At 60.6% G+C, this 14,593-nt stretch carries 17 protein-coding genes and 1 riboswitch; of the genes, 9 read left to right on the top strand and 8 right to left on the bottom strand.

Going from position 1 to position 14,593, the window contains the following annotated elements; genetic code table 11:
• Positions 1-34: 34 nt before the first annotated feature.
• Both ACN9MX_RS13320 and ACN9MX_RS13315 read right to left on the bottom strand, forming a co-directional pair.
• Complete coding sequence (locus ACN9MX_RS13320) at positions 35-343, bottom strand: antibiotic biosynthesis monooxygenase (RefSeq protein WP_220428616.1); 309 nt, start codon at positions 341-343, stop codon at positions 35-37.
• On the bottom strand, positions 340-786 hold the full coding sequence (locus tag ACN9MX_RS13315) for an MAPEG family protein (RefSeq protein ID WP_426387053.1): 447 nt from the start codon (positions 784-786) through the stop codon (positions 340-342). Before ACN9MX_RS13315 ends, ACN9MX_RS13320 begins: the two co-directional genes overlap by 4 nt.
• A 100-nt stretch (positions 787-886) precedes the next feature.
• Here ACN9MX_RS13315 and ACN9MX_RS13310 point away from each other — a divergent pair, with 100 nt between their 5' ends.
• On the top strand, positions 887-1,378 hold the full coding sequence (locus ACN9MX_RS13310; protein WP_426387511.1) for a winged helix-turn-helix transcriptional regulator: 492 nt from the start codon (positions 887-889) through the stop codon (positions 1,376-1,378).
• A 288-nt stretch (positions 1,379-1,666) separates the two neighbouring features.
• Here the strand turns inward: ACN9MX_RS13310 and ACN9MX_RS13305 are convergent, their stop codons facing one another.
• From ACN9MX_RS13305 to ACN9MX_RS13295, 3 genes are read right to left on the bottom strand one after another with little or no spacing between them, the layout of a single operon-like run.
• The gene (locus ACN9MX_RS13305; protein WP_426387052.1) at positions 1,667-2,557 is read right to left on the bottom strand and encodes a plasmid partitioning protein RepB C-terminal domain-containing protein; all 891 of its coding nucleotides are present in this window, start codon (positions 2,555-2,557) and stop codon (positions 1,667-1,669) included.
• Positions 2,554-3,438, bottom strand: coding sequence for a plasmid partitioning protein RepB C-terminal domain-containing protein (locus ACN9MX_RS13300; protein WP_426387051.1), 885 nt, complete (start codon positions 3,436-3,438; stop codon positions 2,554-2,556). The genes ACN9MX_RS13305 and ACN9MX_RS13300 overlap by 4 nt, the downstream gene beginning before the upstream one ends.
• A complete protein-coding gene (locus ACN9MX_RS13295) occupies positions 3,435-5,033 on the bottom strand; it encodes a recombinase family protein (protein ID WP_426387050.1) in 1,599 nt (532 codons plus the stop codon). The genes ACN9MX_RS13300 and ACN9MX_RS13295 overlap by 4 nt, the downstream gene beginning before the upstream one ends.
• 37 nt (positions 5,034-5,070) lie before the next feature.
• On the opposite strand from ACN9MX_RS13295, the gene ACN9MX_RS13290 reads away from it, so the two are divergent.
• The 3 genes from ACN9MX_RS13290 (at position 5,071) to ACN9MX_RS13280 (ending at position 7,222) form a co-directional block, all read left to right on the top strand.
• Positions 5,071-5,439, top strand: a complete 369-nt coding sequence (locus ACN9MX_RS13290; RefSeq protein ID WP_426387049.1) for a hypothetical protein — start codon at positions 5,071-5,073, stop codon at positions 5,437-5,439.
• Between the two features lie 176 nt (positions 5,440-5,615).
• Entirely contained in the window at positions 5,616-6,272 is a 657-nt protein-coding gene (locus tag ACN9MX_RS13285; protein ID WP_426387048.1) for a TauD/TfdA family dioxygenase, read from the top strand.
• A complete protein-coding gene (locus ACN9MX_RS13280; protein WP_426387047.1) occupies positions 6,269-7,222 on the top strand; it encodes a hypothetical protein in 954 nt (317 codons plus the stop codon). The genes ACN9MX_RS13285 and ACN9MX_RS13280 overlap by 4 nt, the downstream gene beginning before the upstream one ends.
• On the opposite strand, the gene ACN9MX_RS13275 is transcribed toward ACN9MX_RS13280, so the two are convergent.
• From ACN9MX_RS13275 to ACN9MX_RS13265, 3 genes are all read right to left on the bottom strand, one after another.
• On the bottom strand, positions 7,192-8,475 hold the full coding sequence (locus tag ACN9MX_RS13275; protein WP_426387046.1) for an integrase arm-type DNA-binding domain-containing protein: 1,284 nt from the start codon (positions 8,473-8,475) through the stop codon (positions 7,192-7,194). The two genes, ACN9MX_RS13280 and ACN9MX_RS13275, sit on opposite strands and share 31 nt — an antisense overlap.
• A gap of 485 nt (positions 8,476-8,960) precedes the next feature.
• Entirely contained in the window at positions 8,961-10,820 is a 1,860-nt protein-coding gene (gene thiC / locus ACN9MX_RS13270; protein WP_363830692.1) for a phosphomethylpyrimidine synthase ThiC, read from the bottom strand.
• Positions 10,821-10,831: 11 nt separating this feature from the next.
• On the bottom strand, positions 10,832-11,239 hold the full coding sequence (locus ACN9MX_RS13265) for a DUF2065 family protein (RefSeq protein ID WP_363738669.1): 408 nt from the start codon (positions 11,237-11,239) through the stop codon (positions 10,832-10,834).
• 55 nt (positions 11,240-11,294) lie between these two features.
• Positions 11,295-11,405: riboswitch (TPP riboswitch) on the bottom strand.
• Positions 11,406-11,488: 83 nt separating this feature from the next.
• Between ACN9MX_RS13265 and ACN9MX_RS13260 the strand changes: the two genes are divergently transcribed.
• The 5 genes from ACN9MX_RS13260 (at position 11,489) to ACN9MX_RS13240 (ending at position 14,590) form a co-directional block, all read left to right on the top strand.
• On the top strand, positions 11,489-11,785 hold the full coding sequence (locus ACN9MX_RS13260; protein ID WP_363738667.1) for a hypothetical protein: 297 nt from the start codon (positions 11,489-11,491) through the stop codon (positions 11,783-11,785).
• A gap of 395 nt (positions 11,786-12,180) precedes the next feature.
• A complete protein-coding gene (locus ACN9MX_RS13255) occupies positions 12,181-12,753 on the top strand; it encodes a hypothetical protein (protein WP_363830689.1) in 573 nt (190 codons plus the stop codon).
• Between the two features lie 2 nt (positions 12,754-12,755).
• Positions 12,756-13,046, top strand: coding sequence for a winged helix-turn-helix domain-containing protein (locus tag ACN9MX_RS13250; RefSeq protein ID WP_363830686.1), 291 nt, complete (start codon positions 12,756-12,758; stop codon positions 13,044-13,046).
• Between the two features lie 240 nt (positions 13,047-13,286).
• Positions 13,287-14,066, top strand: coding sequence for a DUF4253 domain-containing protein (locus tag ACN9MX_RS13245; RefSeq protein ID WP_363830683.1), 780 nt, complete (start codon positions 13,287-13,289; stop codon positions 14,064-14,066).
• Positions 14,067-14,350: 284 nt separating this feature from the next.
• Positions 14,351-14,590: a hypothetical protein gene (locus ACN9MX_RS13240; RefSeq protein ID WP_414714662.1), complete on the top strand. Its 240-nt coding sequence runs from the start codon at positions 14,351-14,353 to the stop codon at positions 14,588-14,590.
• Positions 14,591-14,593 lie beyond the last annotated feature (3 nt).

Raw genomic sequence — 14,593 nt, 5'->3', positions numbered from 1 at the left:
ACTCCTTGAAGAGAGTTTGACGCGTTCACGTGCGTCAGAGGATTTTTGCTTCGATTTCGTTGAGATAGAGGAATTCCGGCGCGCAAACGCCCGCGACACGCCGGATCTCGACCAACCTCGGGGATTCGAAGAAAGCGCGCGCCGCGTCCAGCGAGGTCCAGCGAGAAAAGTGGACGACGCGCCTTGCATCCGTGTCATAGGCCAGAAGCTGATAGGCTATCTCGCCCGCCTCCCGCCGGATCGTCGCGGCATCATCGAAGATCGCCTTCCACCTCTCGTAGTCCTCGACCTCATGGATGATGAGGACATGGAATCCATCTACGCCTTCCAAAGGGGTGGTCACATCCGGACTCCAGTGTGGGCTAGGATATCCACGACGAAGCCCAGCCACATAGCGAACAACGCGACGCTCGAGGCAATATAGACGCGAGCACGGGTCCTGATCGTATTGGGGCCGATATGGATGATGCTATGCACCAGCCGAAGGGCGACAAAGACCCAGGCCAGCGCAACCTGTATGCCCGAAGCGCTGCCCGTCACGATCAGCAGGGGCACCAGAGCAAAATAGAGCACGGGCATTTCGAACAGGTTGGCCAGGTTCTGCGCGGGCCGTTCGACGGGGCGAAAATAGTGCCCAACGGCTTCCGCGCTAGCGAAGTCGGCAGCCGTCGGCCGGTTGGCGGCAATATGGGCGAAGCGCTGCCGCAGAAGCACCGACCAGACCGAGAATATCACCGCAGCCATCGCCACTGTTGGCCAGATAACGGCCAGATTCGTGTCCCTCATCGCTGCGCGCCTCCTCGCTTATCAACCTATTCTGAGTCCAATTTACATACTTAGACATAGACGCTGGATTTGCTTTTGCAACCCAGATATTCTCCAACGCATGGCCACACCCCCGTTTCGACGTCAGTCCCCGATCCACATCAGCCGCTGCACGCTCGCAGCAAGCTTCGATTTCCTAGGGGATCGCTGGTCATTGCTCATCCTGCGCAGCGCCCTCTTTGGTGTGCGTCGCTATGATGATTTCCACACCGAGATCGGCATACCGCGGACCGTTCTTGCCGATCGCCTCAAGCGCCTCGTCGCCTCGGGGCTGATGGTCCAGCAGGACTACAAGGCGGACGGGAGCCGACCGCGAAAGGAATATCTCCTCACCGAAATGGGCGAGGCGCTGAGGCTACCTTTTCTGGCGATGCGCCAATGGTCGGACCGGTGGGTCGGCCAAGGACGAACGCCGCCGATGAGGCTGATGCGCAAATCGGACGGTTCTGAGATAAGCGTCGCGTTCGTCGATCAAGCAGGTCGCATTGTGCCCCCGGACGACCTGATGGCAGGGTTCGAAGACTGGGCGTCCGTCCCAGCTACCGAGAGTTGATCGCTGGCCCGAAGGCTAGCGTCGCCGTCTCGGACGGGGCTTTGCGTCCGCTCTGGACGAACTGCGCACCTGGGCGCGCCGACGACCTCTTGTCCCTAGACCGGCGCGCCCTTCCTATGATGAACATACCGAAATTGCGGCATGCAGTCAGTCCTATGACGACTGACCTAGCGGGCTTCCTGCGGGTTCGCCGCCACTCCCGCCACCGCCCTTGATCCGCCCCTTGCGGCGGCTTCTCCGACGGTCCCGGCGCTTGAAGGGTCCCGGTCCCCGAAACGCTATTGCCCTTCAAACCGTGGATGCATGATCGAGCGAAGTCGCCTGCACGATGGCTCGAAAATTCTCGGAAAACTCCGGGTGCCGGGTCTCCAGAAATCTCTCGATCTCGGGCTTCGACATCAAACGCTCAAGGAAGCCTGACGCGACGACAAGCACCAGCATGTCATCGCCGTAGGAGACCTCCAGTTCCTTGTAGTCATCGTTCAACGAAGCCATTTCCCGCTCGAGCCGGGCCATCTGCTCGGTCGAAAGACCTGTCGATTTCTTGAGGTCGTCCGGCTTATGAAGGTCGGCGGGCTTTGAGGTCGCAAGCAGCGCCTTGGCGTAGGACGATGTGTAGTTGTTGGCCGACACCATGAGTTCGGCGACTTCCAATTGGCGGATCGGCTTCATTTTGCGCAGCTTCTGGAAGGCATTGTGGCCGACCGGCTTGTCCTTCAGCAGTTCAGCTACATCCTGGCTGATCCCCGAGAGGAGATGGCGCCGTTGCCGGATGACCTTCACATCGACATTCAGTGCGCGGGCGAGTTTTTCCTCGGACACGCCGCGCTCGAGCGCCCGCACGATCATATAGTGTTCCTGGACCGTGGCGAGGCGGTTCACCCGCTTATTGTAGGTGAAGGACTCGTCGTCACTGGCCACGACGCAGGCGGTCTCCGTCGCCCCAAGTGCGCGCAGCGCATCCAGGCGGACATGGCCATCAAGGATGAGAAACGTCCCGTCCTTCTGACGAGCGACCGAGATCGGTTCGATAAGCCCGACTTCCGCCACGGAGGCGGCGATCCGGCGGTATTTTGCGCTTTCATGCATGCCCTTGGGCAGAACCCGCGTTGCCAGCAATTTGCTGATCGGGATCTGGAGTACTTGCTGCTCGAAAGCGATTTTGACGGGGCTGTTCATGGTCGCTCCACCGGTCCGATCCGCTCGGCCAGTGCCTGCGGGATGCTGTTAAGCCCTTCGGCGCGCAGCAGCGTGACGAAATGTTCGTCCGTCAGCAGGCGGCGCATGGCATTGGTCACGAACAGGAGTCGGCTGCGGGCAAGGGACGCCCGCTTGATCAGCAGCTTCTGGCGCTCCGTCTCGCGCTGGTAGGAGCGGATGAGGCTTTCCGATGTCACCGGTCGTGACCGCCATGGGCCTTGACCGCGCTTGTGCATCTGCTTGCCGCTGCTGTTGCGCTGCTCGATGATCTGCCGGATCGCGAGCACCTGATTGCCCGGGATAGCCTTTTCCTCATAGGCCTGAGCCAGAGCTTGCTGGACCTCGCCATCCTTAGCCCGGGCAATCTCCATGGCGATGGTATGCGGGATGACGCCGCGTTCCACCGCAGAAATCAGCTTTTCTTCCCCGTTGTCGAGAAGCACGCAAATGGCGGAAACATACTCGGGCGAGAAATCGACCTTGGCTGCGATCTCATTGTGGGAATAGCCGCGAGCCGCCAGCGCGCCAATGGCATGGACGAGTTCCAGCGGACTGTGCTGCCGCCGGGCAAGGTTCTCGACCAGGCTCATGACATAGCAGTCCTCTTCCGAGGCATCGACGATGATGGCCGGGATTTCGGCCTGCCCAAGCGCAATGAACGCTTCGAGCCGCCCCTGTCCGCAGACGAGGTCGTAGCGGGTCTTGCCCGGACGCTGGCTAACCGTGATCGGCTTCTTCAAGCCGAGATGGGCAATGCTGTCGACCAGCTCCTGGAAGATGCGCTTGTTCCGGACGCGCGGATTGAGAATCGTGATGAGGTCTACGGGCACCATGCGGATTTCGGGGTTGGCGTTGCTCATGCCGCCGCTCTCAGCGCCGCACGACGTGTCAAATCCATGAACGCATCGAGTGTCTCGTACCGATAGGCATCGAGCAGAATGCCGTTTTCGGGCGCCAGCCTGAGGTCAGGGGTCTTGCCGAGGTCAAGCCAAGGGAGAAGGTAGTAGTCCCGGATCGCGCGATTATCATCTTCCATCCGCACCGCGATCGTAATTCCCGGCCGAAGGCCCTGATCGAACCGGATCTTCCAGCGTAGGCTTCCTGCGGGACTAACCTGGCAACGGGCGATGACCAGCGCCGCCGTGAATTCCTCGTTGATGTGCAGCAGATCGGAAACCGGGTCTCGGCGAACTGAGCCGCCAGCACTCTCGATCCCGGCAATCACCTCCTGGACCACGTCAGGATGGAGCGCCCGCAAGGCACGGTTGGTTTCGATGTATCGATAGTCCCGCGCAGGCGAATAGCCGACCAACTCATAGGCCCGCACAAGGCTCCCGAACCGGTGGCGGAATGTCATGCTCGACGGCATGTCCTCGACTTCGTCGATGACCAGCCCTGAAAGCCAACCCTTCTCGGCCAGCAGGGCCGCAAGTCGGTCGAGCAGTTCCTGATCGGTATAGCGTTTGCTGCGGGCATCTATGATGCGCTGCGCCGCCTCATAGAAGTCCCGCTCGACGATGGGCTCGAAGGCGCCGTCATGGCGGACCCACATGTCGGGCGGGTTGAGGACCCGTTTGGCCTTCAGCTTGAATGACACCCGGTTGTAGACGTTGTTACCGATGTATTTTTCGTTGGTCAGGATCTGGTGGACCGTGCCTCGGGTCCATGGACGGCCGAGATCGGTCAGGAACCCTTCGACATTCAGTATTCCGGCGATTTCGCTTTCGGTTCGCTGCTGAACAACGAACATCCGGTATAGGCGCCGGACGATCTCGACCTCCTCGGGCGGGCCGGGCTGGAGAATAACGCGATCTGTTTGCAGGCTCTTCTGCTCGCCGCGTTCGAGCGTGGTCTTTGGGTTGCAATGTTCATCGACCAGCACCCGCCGCAGCCCGAAACCTGCTGGTCCGCCCTGTCTGAAGCCAAGCCGTATAAGCCGACACTGTCCCGTGAAGACCTTGGCGGACAATTCCCGGCTGTATTCGCCGGCCATCGCCCGCTTCATGCTTTTGATGATCGTGGCGCTCAGGCTGCCGTCATTCTCGAACTGCTCTGCACAGTAGTGGACCTTGATCCCGCCTTCCCGGCAGATGAACTCGTAATAGGCGCTTTCGTCGGCATCCTGGAAGCGGCCCCACCGGCTGACATCATAGACGAGGACCACTTCGAAATCGGTGTTCCCCGAGCGGACATCGGCGATCAACTTCTGAAGTGAGAGGCGCCCATCCAGCTTGAGGCCGCTCTTCCCCGAATCCTCATAGGTCCGAACGATCTCGAAGCCACGGCACGCGGCATAATCTGCAATGATCTCTGCCTGGTTCTCGGTCGAGTATTTCTGATGCTCGGTCGACATGCGCACATATTGTGCCGCCCGGATCAGGCGTTCAGGCTTGTCATCGCTATTGCCTGAAGTGTTCGTCACGGCCGATGCTTCCAGTTCGCTCCCAGGAGACACGCTAAACTCCTCAAAAACTTATCGAGAGGAGGGGCGAATGTCGTTCACCAAGAAGGACCGAAAGATTCAGTCGGAAAACGGAAAAGCTTTTCCGGCGATCACGCCGGAGTCTCTGGCGCAAGTGATCGCGGCAGCACTGCGGGCGGAATTTGGCGCAACGCCGTCAGCGGTCAAGACAGTCGCCCGCCTGACGCATTCAAACGAGCGCGCGGTGCGCAACTGGTTCGACGGCAAGAACGGCCCCAGCGCTGATAATCTGGTGGTTCTGATGCGACATTCCAACATCGTTCTCAAGGCGGTGCTGGAATTGGCCGACCGACCGGATCTCGTCCTCGCCGTGGGAATTCTTGGGCTGAGAGACCAATTGGTCGGCGTGGTTGCTGCGATAGACAAGGCCCGCGAATGAGCAATCGGTCCGGCAGATTCGAAAGTCCTGCTGACCCGGGATTGCGTCCCGTCCAACAGTTTCTTACGGGATAGGGCGTTCACTTCCGGCGCAGCTAAGGTGTATATCAGGTGTTGAATGATTTGCGCCTTAGCATCTTCATCGACTAAGCTCAGCCTCCTGCGTAATGTAACGGAATGCCGAGATATTTGCTTAAATTGCGCACGCGTGGTTTTGCCTTCATGCCAAGCTTCTACGCTGAAGCCGGAAGCAACGATGTTGTCGATGTGCTAGGGCGTCGGTGCTCTGGACCTGTCGGCCATTTACATCGCCTCATACCTACGGCGGCCAGTATCGGGTCACCCAACACCTACAGCGGCCGTTATGGCTTCGACGAATTCCCGTTTCACACCGACCTTGCGCACCATCTGGCGCCTCCTCCCTATCTGCTCCTGCGCTGTGTTCGCGGTCATGAGGCGGTGCGCACCCAATTGATTGACGGCGCGGAGATAATTCAAGCGGTCGGCCCTTCGCTGCTGACCAGAGCCCTGGTTCAGCCTCGGCGTCCACGCAACGGCAGGCGACCGCTCATGTCGATCTGGGAGCCGCACGTCGGGCAAGGCCAGCTGCGATGGGACCCGGAATACCTGAAACCGGCAAGCAGCGCGGGCGAAGCGGCGATGTGTTCGATGACCGATGCAATCGCACTGGCACGTCCAATGGAAGTCGCCCTTTGCCGACCCGGGGATACGCTGATTATCGATAATCGGCGCATGCTACATGCCCGCTCCCCGATCCCTTTGGCATGTCGAGATCGTGTAATTGAACGTGTCTATCTGGAGGACGTACATTGAAGCAGACAGTCGTTCCTGGTGAACTGCCGGCGGCATGGTCGGCCGACGCGCTCTACAAGAAGGCGGTGCGCTACGCAGAAAAGATGCATGCCTGCGCAAGTGACAGCTGGGAACACGCCTTGTGGTCTGGCCTGTGCCTGGAACTGCTCGCGCGCGCTGCACTAGCCAATATCTCGCCAGTCCTGTTGGCGGATGCCCAGAGGTGGTCCAACCTGACCCATGCGCTGGGTTTTCCACCCTTCGAAGCGAAATTCGCGCCCAACTCAGTGGGCACGACTACCGTTCTCATGCGGTTGCGGACGCTCCTTCCCGACTTCGATGTGGAACTCGAAAATTTCTGTGTGGCGCACACGGGGCGACGCAATGAGGAACTGCATTCGGGCGCGCTGCCCTACGATGGCGTCAATGGGTCCCAGTGGCATGGCCAGTTTTACCGGGCGAGTCAGGTACTCCTCACCTCAATGGGCTACAAACTGAAGGACTTTATTGGCGCGGATCAGGCGAAGGTAGCCAAGAAGGAGGTCGAAGCGGCAATTGATGCTGCGGCGAAGTCCGTCCTTGGAGACGTCGAGGCGCATCGCAAGGTGTGGGACTCGAAAACCGCGAAAGAAAAGAAGAGTCTGGCCGCACGGGCAGGCCTGTGGGCCTCGCGGGAGGCAGGACATCGCGTCGAATGCCCAGCGTGCAAGAACGCCGCGCTTGTTGTCGGGGAGCCGATCGCCGAGCCCCACAGGCAGTTGGATGGTGACGAGATTTCCGAACGACAGGAGCACCTGCCTTACATGTTCCAATGCGTAGCTTGCGGGCTCAAGATCCACGGGCTGTCACGTATTTCGGTGGTGGGCTTGGGTGATCGTTACATTAAGACCCAAACCTATGATGCATCGGAATACTACGCGCCCGAGGATTCATACGAGGGCTACGAAGATGACAATAACGAGCCATTCTGATCATGAGCTTTGTCGTTACGGGCCTCTCCACGGTGCAGGATAGTGGCGATCTCGCCTGACGTCCGTTCCACGGCGAGTCGCAGCGCCTCGTCCACATGGATATAGCCCTGCGTTACCGTTTGAGCGGCATGTCCAAGCATCGCGGCAATGGTCAGCTCGGAAAAACCTAGGTCTCCAGCGACACTGCCAAATGTATGTCGCAGCGTATGCGGCGTGGCATCGGCGATCTTGGCGATTGCGCATAAACGCGCGAGACAATCCCGCGCAGTCGTGATCGGACCATCGGTACCCGCAGACGGAAATACATAGGGATTGCTGGCTACAGCGGGTTGACCCTGTATCAGAGTAATCGCGGCGGCACCGATCGCTCTGAGCTGCGCATCCCCTTTCGTATCAGGGAACGCCACATAGCCTCCCCCTGCGTTCAACCAGTTGCGTTGCATGGCCTGACCCTCCTGGCGCCGGAAGCCGGTCAGCAACAAAAGCTTGATGATGGCGATCCCCACTGGGTTTTCTCCGTGACGCTCAGCCACGGCCATTGCTGCGCCCAGATCTTCGATCTCAGCCACGCTCAAGCGCCGCTTCTTCTTGTTGGTCGCGAGTTTACGGGCGCCCTTGGTCGGATGCTCCTTCAACAATCCCTTGTGCTTCGCATGGCCAAGCACACTTTGAAGCGTACTCACCACGCGGGGAGCGACGCCTGCGCCGCCAGTGCTGACACCGCCGCGACCGCCGGCGCGCGGTTTCGCCGTTTTTCCATTTACGACGTCGGCCTGCATTGCCTCGACGTCAGCGACCGTCAGATGGCGCGCTTTGCGCTGACCGACCAACGGCTTGATGTGTGACTTGATCCGACTCTCGTCCATATTGAGAGTCGAGGCCTTGATGGGTCTGTTGCGCCGCCCCAGAATGCGGCCGGCGCGGGCCTCTTCCAGATACCAATCACACAACTCGGCAACGGTGACATCCTTGCGAGCCTGGACCACTGCCTCAGCAGGGTCGCCGCCAGCCGCAACTTCACCTAGCTTGATCTTGGCCAGATCGCGCGCTTGCTCGACAGTGAAAATGCCATACCGGCCGAGCTTGACCCTACGGGAGCGCTCATCGACGTTGCGATACTGGATGACGAAGGTTTTCGCCCCCGATGCGCCAACGCGGATTCCAAAGCCCCGAGTTTCAGTGTCCCAATGGAAGGTTTGTCCCTTCGAGGGGATCGGCAGGGCGTCGATCGCTTTCTTGGTGAGTTTTGCCATGTCCGCCTCGATCCTGCGTGTACCGCTTGCTTACGCGGGTCGCTTCTAGACCAAAAGTAAGCAATACGTAAGCAGAAAAGGGTGTTTTATCGGCTATGGCAGCGTGTGGTGGCGAAAGCGGATATTCGCAAGTTACTGTTTTTAGTGATATATCGTGTTCAATCGCGCCACAGCGGATCAAGATTTCAAAATTGCCAAGGTTGGGGTCGAGGGTTCGAATCCCTTCGCCCGCTCCAGTTTTCCTGCCTTTTTGAGGGCAGTGCAGCCCGAATTTAGCCGAAAATCGAAAAACGCGCGCCAGTCGATCACCTTTGATTGGCCGGGTGCGCTGTCAACACCTTGGCTGTGCTGGCGGGCTCGGCCGGGACAAGTCCGGCTTTACGCGCCCTGTTGCGGCACGGCCTCTGCCGGAGCGCCAGTCAGGAGCAGGACCGCCCCCGACCAGCGTCCCGGTCAATCACGCCTGGCCAGAGGCAGCCGCGCGCTCAATCATGCTCGCGGCCGCCGGCACCCATGTACAGCTCGCCGCCGGTTTCGCGGAAGACCTGGCTCATTTCCTTCATGCCCTTTTCCGCATCCTCGGCCGCGATGAAGCTGTCTGCCGGCTGGTTCTGCTTCGCCGCGAAATCCCGGACTTCCTGCGTGATCTTCATCGAGCAGAATTTGGGGCCGCACATGGAGCAGAAATGGGCAGTCTTGGCGCCTTCCGCCGGGAGCGTCTGGTCGTGATATTTCTCGGCCGTGTCGGGATCGAGCGACAGGTTGAACTGGTCGCGCCAGCGGAACTCGAAGCGGGCGCGGCTCAAGGCGTCGTCGCGGACCTTGGCGGCGGGGTGGCCCTTGGCCAGATCGGCGGCGTGGGCGGCGAGCTTGTAGGTGACGACACCGACCTTCACGTCGTCGCGATCGGGCAGGCCCAGATGCTCCTTGGGCGTGACGTAGCAGAGCATCGCCGTGCCGTACCAGCCGATCATCGCCGCGCCGATGCCCGATGTGATATGGTCATAGCCCGGTGCGATGTCGGTGGTGAGCGGCCCCAATGTGTAGAAGGGCGCCTCGCCGCAGGCCTCAAGCTGCTTGTCCATATTCTGCTTGATCTTGTGCATGGGCACATGGCCCGGCCCTTCGATCATCACCTGCACATCCTGTTCCCAGGCGCGCTTGGTCAGTTCGCCCAGCGTGTAGAGTTCGGCGAACTGCGCTTCGTCATTGGCGTCCGCGATCGATCCGGGGCGCAGGCCGTCGCCAAGGCTGTAGGCGATGTCATAGGCCTTCATGATCTCGGTGATCTCGTCGAAATGCTCGTAGAGGAAGCTTTCCTTGTGATGGGCGAGGCACCATTTCGCCATGATCGACCCACCGCGCGAGACGATGCCGGTGACGCGCTTCGCCGTCATCGGGATATAGGGCAGGCGCACGCCCGCATGGATGGTGAAATAGTCGACGCCCTGCTCGGCCTGCTCGATCAGCGTGTCGCGGAAGATTTCCCAGGTCAGTTCCTCGGCAATACCACCGACCTTTTCCAGTGCCTGGTAGATCGGCACGGTGCCGATCGGCACGGGCGAGTTGCGCATGATCCATTCGCGCGTGTCGTGGATGTTGCGGCCGGTGGAGAGGTCCATGACCGTGTCGGCACCCCAGCGGATCGACCAGACCAGCTTGTCGACTTCGCTCGCCACGTCGGAGGCGACGGCGCTGTTGCCGATATTGGCGTTGATCTTCACCAGGAAATTGCGGCCGATCGCCATCGGCTCCGATTCCGGGTGGTTGATGTTGCTGGGGATGATGGCGCGGCCGCGGGCGACTTCATCGCGGACGAACTCCGGCGTCACATAGTCGGGGATCGACGCCCCCCAATCCTGTCCGTCGCGGACATATTCGGCGAGGCGGGCGCGGCCCAGATTCTCGCGCTCGGCGACATATTCCATCTCCGGCGTGATGATGCCGCGGCGGGCATAGTGCATCTGGGAAACGTTCATGCCGGGCTTGGCGCGCAGCGGACGCTTGACCGTGTTGGGGAAGGGCTGAACGCCGCCGCTGCGGTCCGGACCCTTCAGACCATTATCCTCAGGCAGGATGGCACGGGCGTCATATTCCTCGACATCACCCCGGCCGATGATCCAGTCGCGGCGCAGTTGCGGCAGGCCCGCCATGATGTCGATCCGGGCATCGGGATCGGTATAAGGGCCGGAGGTGTCGTAGACGCGGACGGGCGGCTCCCCGCTGCCGGGTTCCAGGTCGATCTCCCGCATGGCGACCTTCAGGGGGCCGATATGAATCTTGCGCGATCCGCGAATGGGTCCGGTGGTGACGCGCATTTCGGTGCGAGCTGGAACGTCGGCCATATGCTTTCCTTTCAGGCGATGACGGTGGCGCGGCCGGTAAGGCCGGCGAGGAAGAGGAGAATGCCAAGAACGATGCTGGCGATCGCCCAGGCTCGTGTGGAATTGAGCGACCAGCGGCCGATCTTCAGCAGCGGGTCGGGAATGGCGAGCAGCAGCGCCCCTTCGATCAGCGCGACATAGCCAATGGCCGAAACGACGATCGAGAGCGGATCGCGCCAGATGCTGTGGATAAGGACGAGCGCCGCGCCGACCGCGAAAACCGGAAAGGCGAGCGCCATCACCAGTCCCGGCGAGCGTTCCAGATCGTCCATCATCTGCCGCCAGCGTTGCGGCGCAACGAGGCCGCCTATGCCGATGACGATCATGTAGAGGCCGATGGCTTCGGCCAGACGCAGGGTCAGGACGGAAATGCTGTCCATGGCTTGCCGTCCTCTTCTTCGCATCGGGGCGGAGGGCGGGCGCGGGTTGCTGCAAGCGAACAAGCCGTTCCCTCCCTACGCCGGTCTTATCCGGATCAGGTTCAGCGGGTCGCGGCCACGTCAGCCGCCTCTCAACCGCCTGTGGACGGTCCCCCGGGGATAGCCCGCATGTAGCCCAAGCGGAGAGCGAACGAAAGCCCCGTTCTGACGCTGGACAGCAGGTCGCCTTTTCCGCTTTAGTGGTCCGCGATGAAGCATCCCGATCTGTCGACCAAGGAAGGGCGCAAGGCGCACCGGCACGAGATGCGCATGATCGCGGTCAGGCCGCGCCGCTGGGGATTATGGTTGCTGACGGCGGGCTTCCTGCTGGTACTGGCGCCATCCGCGTTGAACATGCACAGCCTGTTCGGGCTTTGGCCGCCGATGCTGGGCGCGATCTGCATCATGCTGGGCGTGCCGCTGCTGGTGGCGAGCGTGCTGTTGAAGCGCCGCTATCTGCGGCAGCGTGTGGCCGGGCAGGCAATGGTGGGGCGGATAAAAGGCTGATATTTCCGCTGTTTTCCGTCGAAGTTCACACCATATGCGCGCGCGTGCCTGGGCGCGCGTAGGCCGGGTGACAATGTGTCGGACGTTTCAAAGAGGGCTGCGGCTTAGGCCGGGCCGGGCGGAATAGGACAGGCTGAATCTGCCGCCGGTTCGAGGAAATAGGATGGTTTTTCAGGAGCCTGTTACCTTTGGGACACAGGGGATGCCGATGTTGGCGGAGAGGGTTCCGATCCTGGGATTCTAGTCATTCGCGGATCGCGCGATCGATCGTGAAACTCGCAGCTCGTTTAGGGAAAAGCAGAGCGACACTGCGTTTCATGACATCTATCAACAAATAACTTTGTTTGACAAAGTACTTTTTTGCTCCATAGGATCATGTGTCAACCGGAGTCGATATGATGATCAGCAAGTCCGAAGCCGCCGAAGCTCTGCGCGATATGAAGCAGGTCCATCGCCGCACCAGCGCGGGCAGCGCTTATGCCAAGGCGAGCCCGCATCTAGTGCTCGGCGGTGTCCTGTGGGCGATCGGCTACGCCGCCTGCGGGCTGCTTCCGCCCGAACGCTGGGGGTCGGTCTGGGTGCCGATTGGGCTGGTCGGGGCGATCGCCAGCTATATCGTCGCCCTGCGGGCGCAGCGCTCGGTGGCCAGCAATCCGGCGGCGGGTGCGGTTCAGGCGGCGCATATTCTGTGGCTGATCGCCACGACAATGGCGTTCATCGCCACCTGCTTGCTGTTGTTCCAGCCCGCCGATCCGCTCGTTTTTCTCGCTTTTCCAGGGCTGGTGGCGGCGTTCGTTTATGTCCTGCTCGGAAGCCTGGGCTTGCCCCGCTTCCGCTGGATCGGTGCGGCGATGTTCGCGCTTCTGATCCTGGGGCTCATCGTCGAACGCGAAGCGATCGCCTTCTGGATCGCAGCGGCCGGCGGCGGTGGCCTGGTTCTGGGCGGCCTCTGGCTGCGCCGGGCATGACCATGACGGCGCCGAATGAAGTGATCCACCAGTCGCTGCGGCTGAAGATCATGGCCGCGCTGAATGCAGCGCGGGAGGATGGACCCCTGGAGTTTACGCGGTTGAAGGCACTGACGGGCGCTTCCGATGGCAATCTCTCGACGCATCTCTCGACGCTGGAGACGGCAGGCTATGTGGCGATCGAAAAGGATTTCGTTGGCAAGCGGCCACGGACGCGTGTGGGCATCACCGAGCCCGGCTCGATCGCATTTCTGGCGCACAGCGCTTACCTAAGGAGCATTATCGACAGTTAATCGGGCAAGAGAGAAAAAGGGCCCGTGCGTCGAACTTGCGCTACGGTGCTTTGGCGAACGGCGTGCCGCGATGTCGGCTTACGACCATTGTTTGCCTTTTGTTATCGATCTTTGCCACGCCCGTTGCAGACATTAAAGATCGTGTGCGATGCTGCTAGCATGACATTGACGCGAAGATCAGTGATTGGCGGAATTGCGGCTGTGGGTCTGTTCGGCGCACGGGGGAGCCAAGCTCAGCAGATGAACCCTGACCTCAGCCATCTAACGCCTAAGCAGCGGGCGGAATATGAAGCCATGCATGCTCGAATGATGGCAGCGTTCAAGTATGAACGGATCACTGTTCCGGGCGCAGCGGCGTTGATAGAGTGGGAGAAGTTGAAAGGGGCGGGTCGAGGGTGGCCGGTTATCGTCGGTGACGATGAAGACCTCGAACAAATCGCAGGCCAGTTTACAATAGCTGACCATGCTGTTTCAGGTGCAACTATACCGGGCCTGTCGTTGCGTTCGCCCGATGAGATTTTGACAGCCGCCACAACGCTACGGTTTCCCACCGATCTGCAAACGTGGTCAGGCGCATACAAACCTGAAGACCTGACCGCGCCAATAGGCTCGTGGCCATCGAGGGTGGACAATGATCCTCCGGGGCCGACCATCGCAACCGACATCCTCTCCGGCAAATTCCACGACAGGGTCCACATTATACTCATCCCGACTAGGTCGAGTTGGGAGGTTCCAGCCTATCTGCGATGGGGGGACTGGAACGCCTGCCCGCCTCCAGAATATCATGTCGCAGCATTGCGGACATGGCATGAACAATTCGGCGTGGAGCTGGTTGGCCTCAACGGCGACACGATGAACTTGCGAGCGGGAAGGCGACCGATCACCCGCCAACGAGCAACGGCACTCGCCAAAGATCAATATGCATACTGCCCCGACATCGTAGACCAAGGTGTCGGCACGGTGTCTGCGCTTGCAGCGACGCTCATGTCATCGGAGTGGTGGTATTTGTGGTGGGATTGAGATAGGCACGCCCGTGTCGGCTAACTGACCTTTGCGCGTCAAAACCCGACCTTCCGCAAACCAACCCCTTTCCGCAAACGCTGTCGTGCTCCTGCGCAGGCAGGAGCCCAGTTCTGACAGGTGGACTGGGTTCCTGCCTGCGCAGGAACACGTTGCATCCCTTCAACGGGTCCCCTTTCCACCCATCCGTCACACCCCAATAGCGTCGAACATCAGCTTCATGCCCGTCCTTGGCCGGATCGTCGGGCGGCTGATCGGTTCGGCTCCGCCTGCTCGCGATACATTTGGTGGTAGAAGCGCGCACCGCGCGGATCGAAACCGGCGAGGTGGAAGACTTTACGCTTGAACTTTTCCCTGGCCCCTGTCCACATCGGGCCATGACGACAGCCGAACGCGATTACTGCTATTTCCTGGACCATCGCGGATACGGCCGAAACGCCGGCTGGTTCTGCTGGAATTATCATCCCGGCAAGGGGCTGTGGCGCGGCCTGCTCTTGCGTCGTTTCGTCAAAGCGCCGAAGTGAGCG

Origin of the sequence: Sphingobium sp. R-21, from assembly GCF_049913335.1 — a bacterium.
In the GTDB taxonomy this organism is placed as follows: Bacteria; Pseudomonadota; Alphaproteobacteria; order Sphingomonadales; family Sphingomonadaceae; genus Sphingobium.
The sequence above is the reverse complement of the archived record's forward strand: the minus strand, read 5'-3'. Positions and strand labels throughout refer to the sequence as shown.

Excerpts from the sequence above, each read along its gene's own strand:
- ACN9MX_RS13250 (WP_363830686.1), top strand. The coding sequence starts at position 12,756 with ATGACGGCGCCGAATGAAGTGATCCACCAGTCGCTGCGGCTGAAGATC.
- ACN9MX_RS13310 (WP_426387511.1), top strand. The coding sequence starts at position 887 with ATGGCCACACCCCCGTTTCGACGTCAGTCCCCGATCCACATCAGCCGC.
- ACN9MX_RS13265 (WP_363738669.1), bottom strand. The coding sequence starts at position 11,239 with ATGGACAGCATTTCCGTCCTGACCCTGCGTCTGGCCGAAGCCATCGGC.
- ACN9MX_RS13300 (WP_426387051.1), bottom strand. The coding sequence starts at position 3,438 with ATGAGCAACGCCAACCCCGAAATCCGCATGGTGCCCGTAGACCTCATC.
- ACN9MX_RS13260 (WP_363738667.1), top strand. The coding sequence starts at position 11,489 with ATGAAGCATCCCGATCTGTCGACCAAGGAAGGGCGCAAGGCGCACCGG.
- ACN9MX_RS13315 (WP_426387053.1), bottom strand. The coding sequence starts at position 786 with ATGAGGGACACGAATCTGGCCGTTATCTGGCCAACAGTGGCGATGGCT.
- ACN9MX_RS13305 (WP_426387052.1), bottom strand. The coding sequence starts at position 2,557 with ATGAACAGCCCCGTCAAAATCGCTTTCGAGCAGCAAGTACTCCAGATC.
- ACN9MX_RS13285 (WP_426387048.1), top strand. The coding sequence starts at position 5,616 with ATGCCGAGATATTTGCTTAAATTGCGCACGCGTGGTTTTGCCTTCATG.
- ACN9MX_RS13245 (WP_363830683.1), top strand. The coding sequence starts at position 13,287 with ATGAACCCTGACCTCAGCCATCTAACGCCTAAGCAGCGGGCGGAATAT.
- ACN9MX_RS13275 (WP_426387046.1), bottom strand. The coding sequence starts at position 8,475 with ATGGCAAAACTCACCAAGAAAGCGATCGACGCCCTGCCGATCCCCTCG.
- ACN9MX_RS13290 (WP_426387049.1), top strand. The coding sequence starts at position 5,071 with ATGTCGTTCACCAAGAAGGACCGAAAGATTCAGTCGGAAAACGGAAAA.
- ACN9MX_RS13255 (WP_363830689.1), top strand. The coding sequence starts at position 12,181 with ATGATGATCAGCAAGTCCGAAGCCGCCGAAGCTCTGCGCGATATGAAG.
- thiC (WP_363830692.1), bottom strand. The coding sequence starts at position 10,820 with ATGGCCGACGTTCCAGCTCGCACCGAAATGCGCGTCACCACCGGACCC.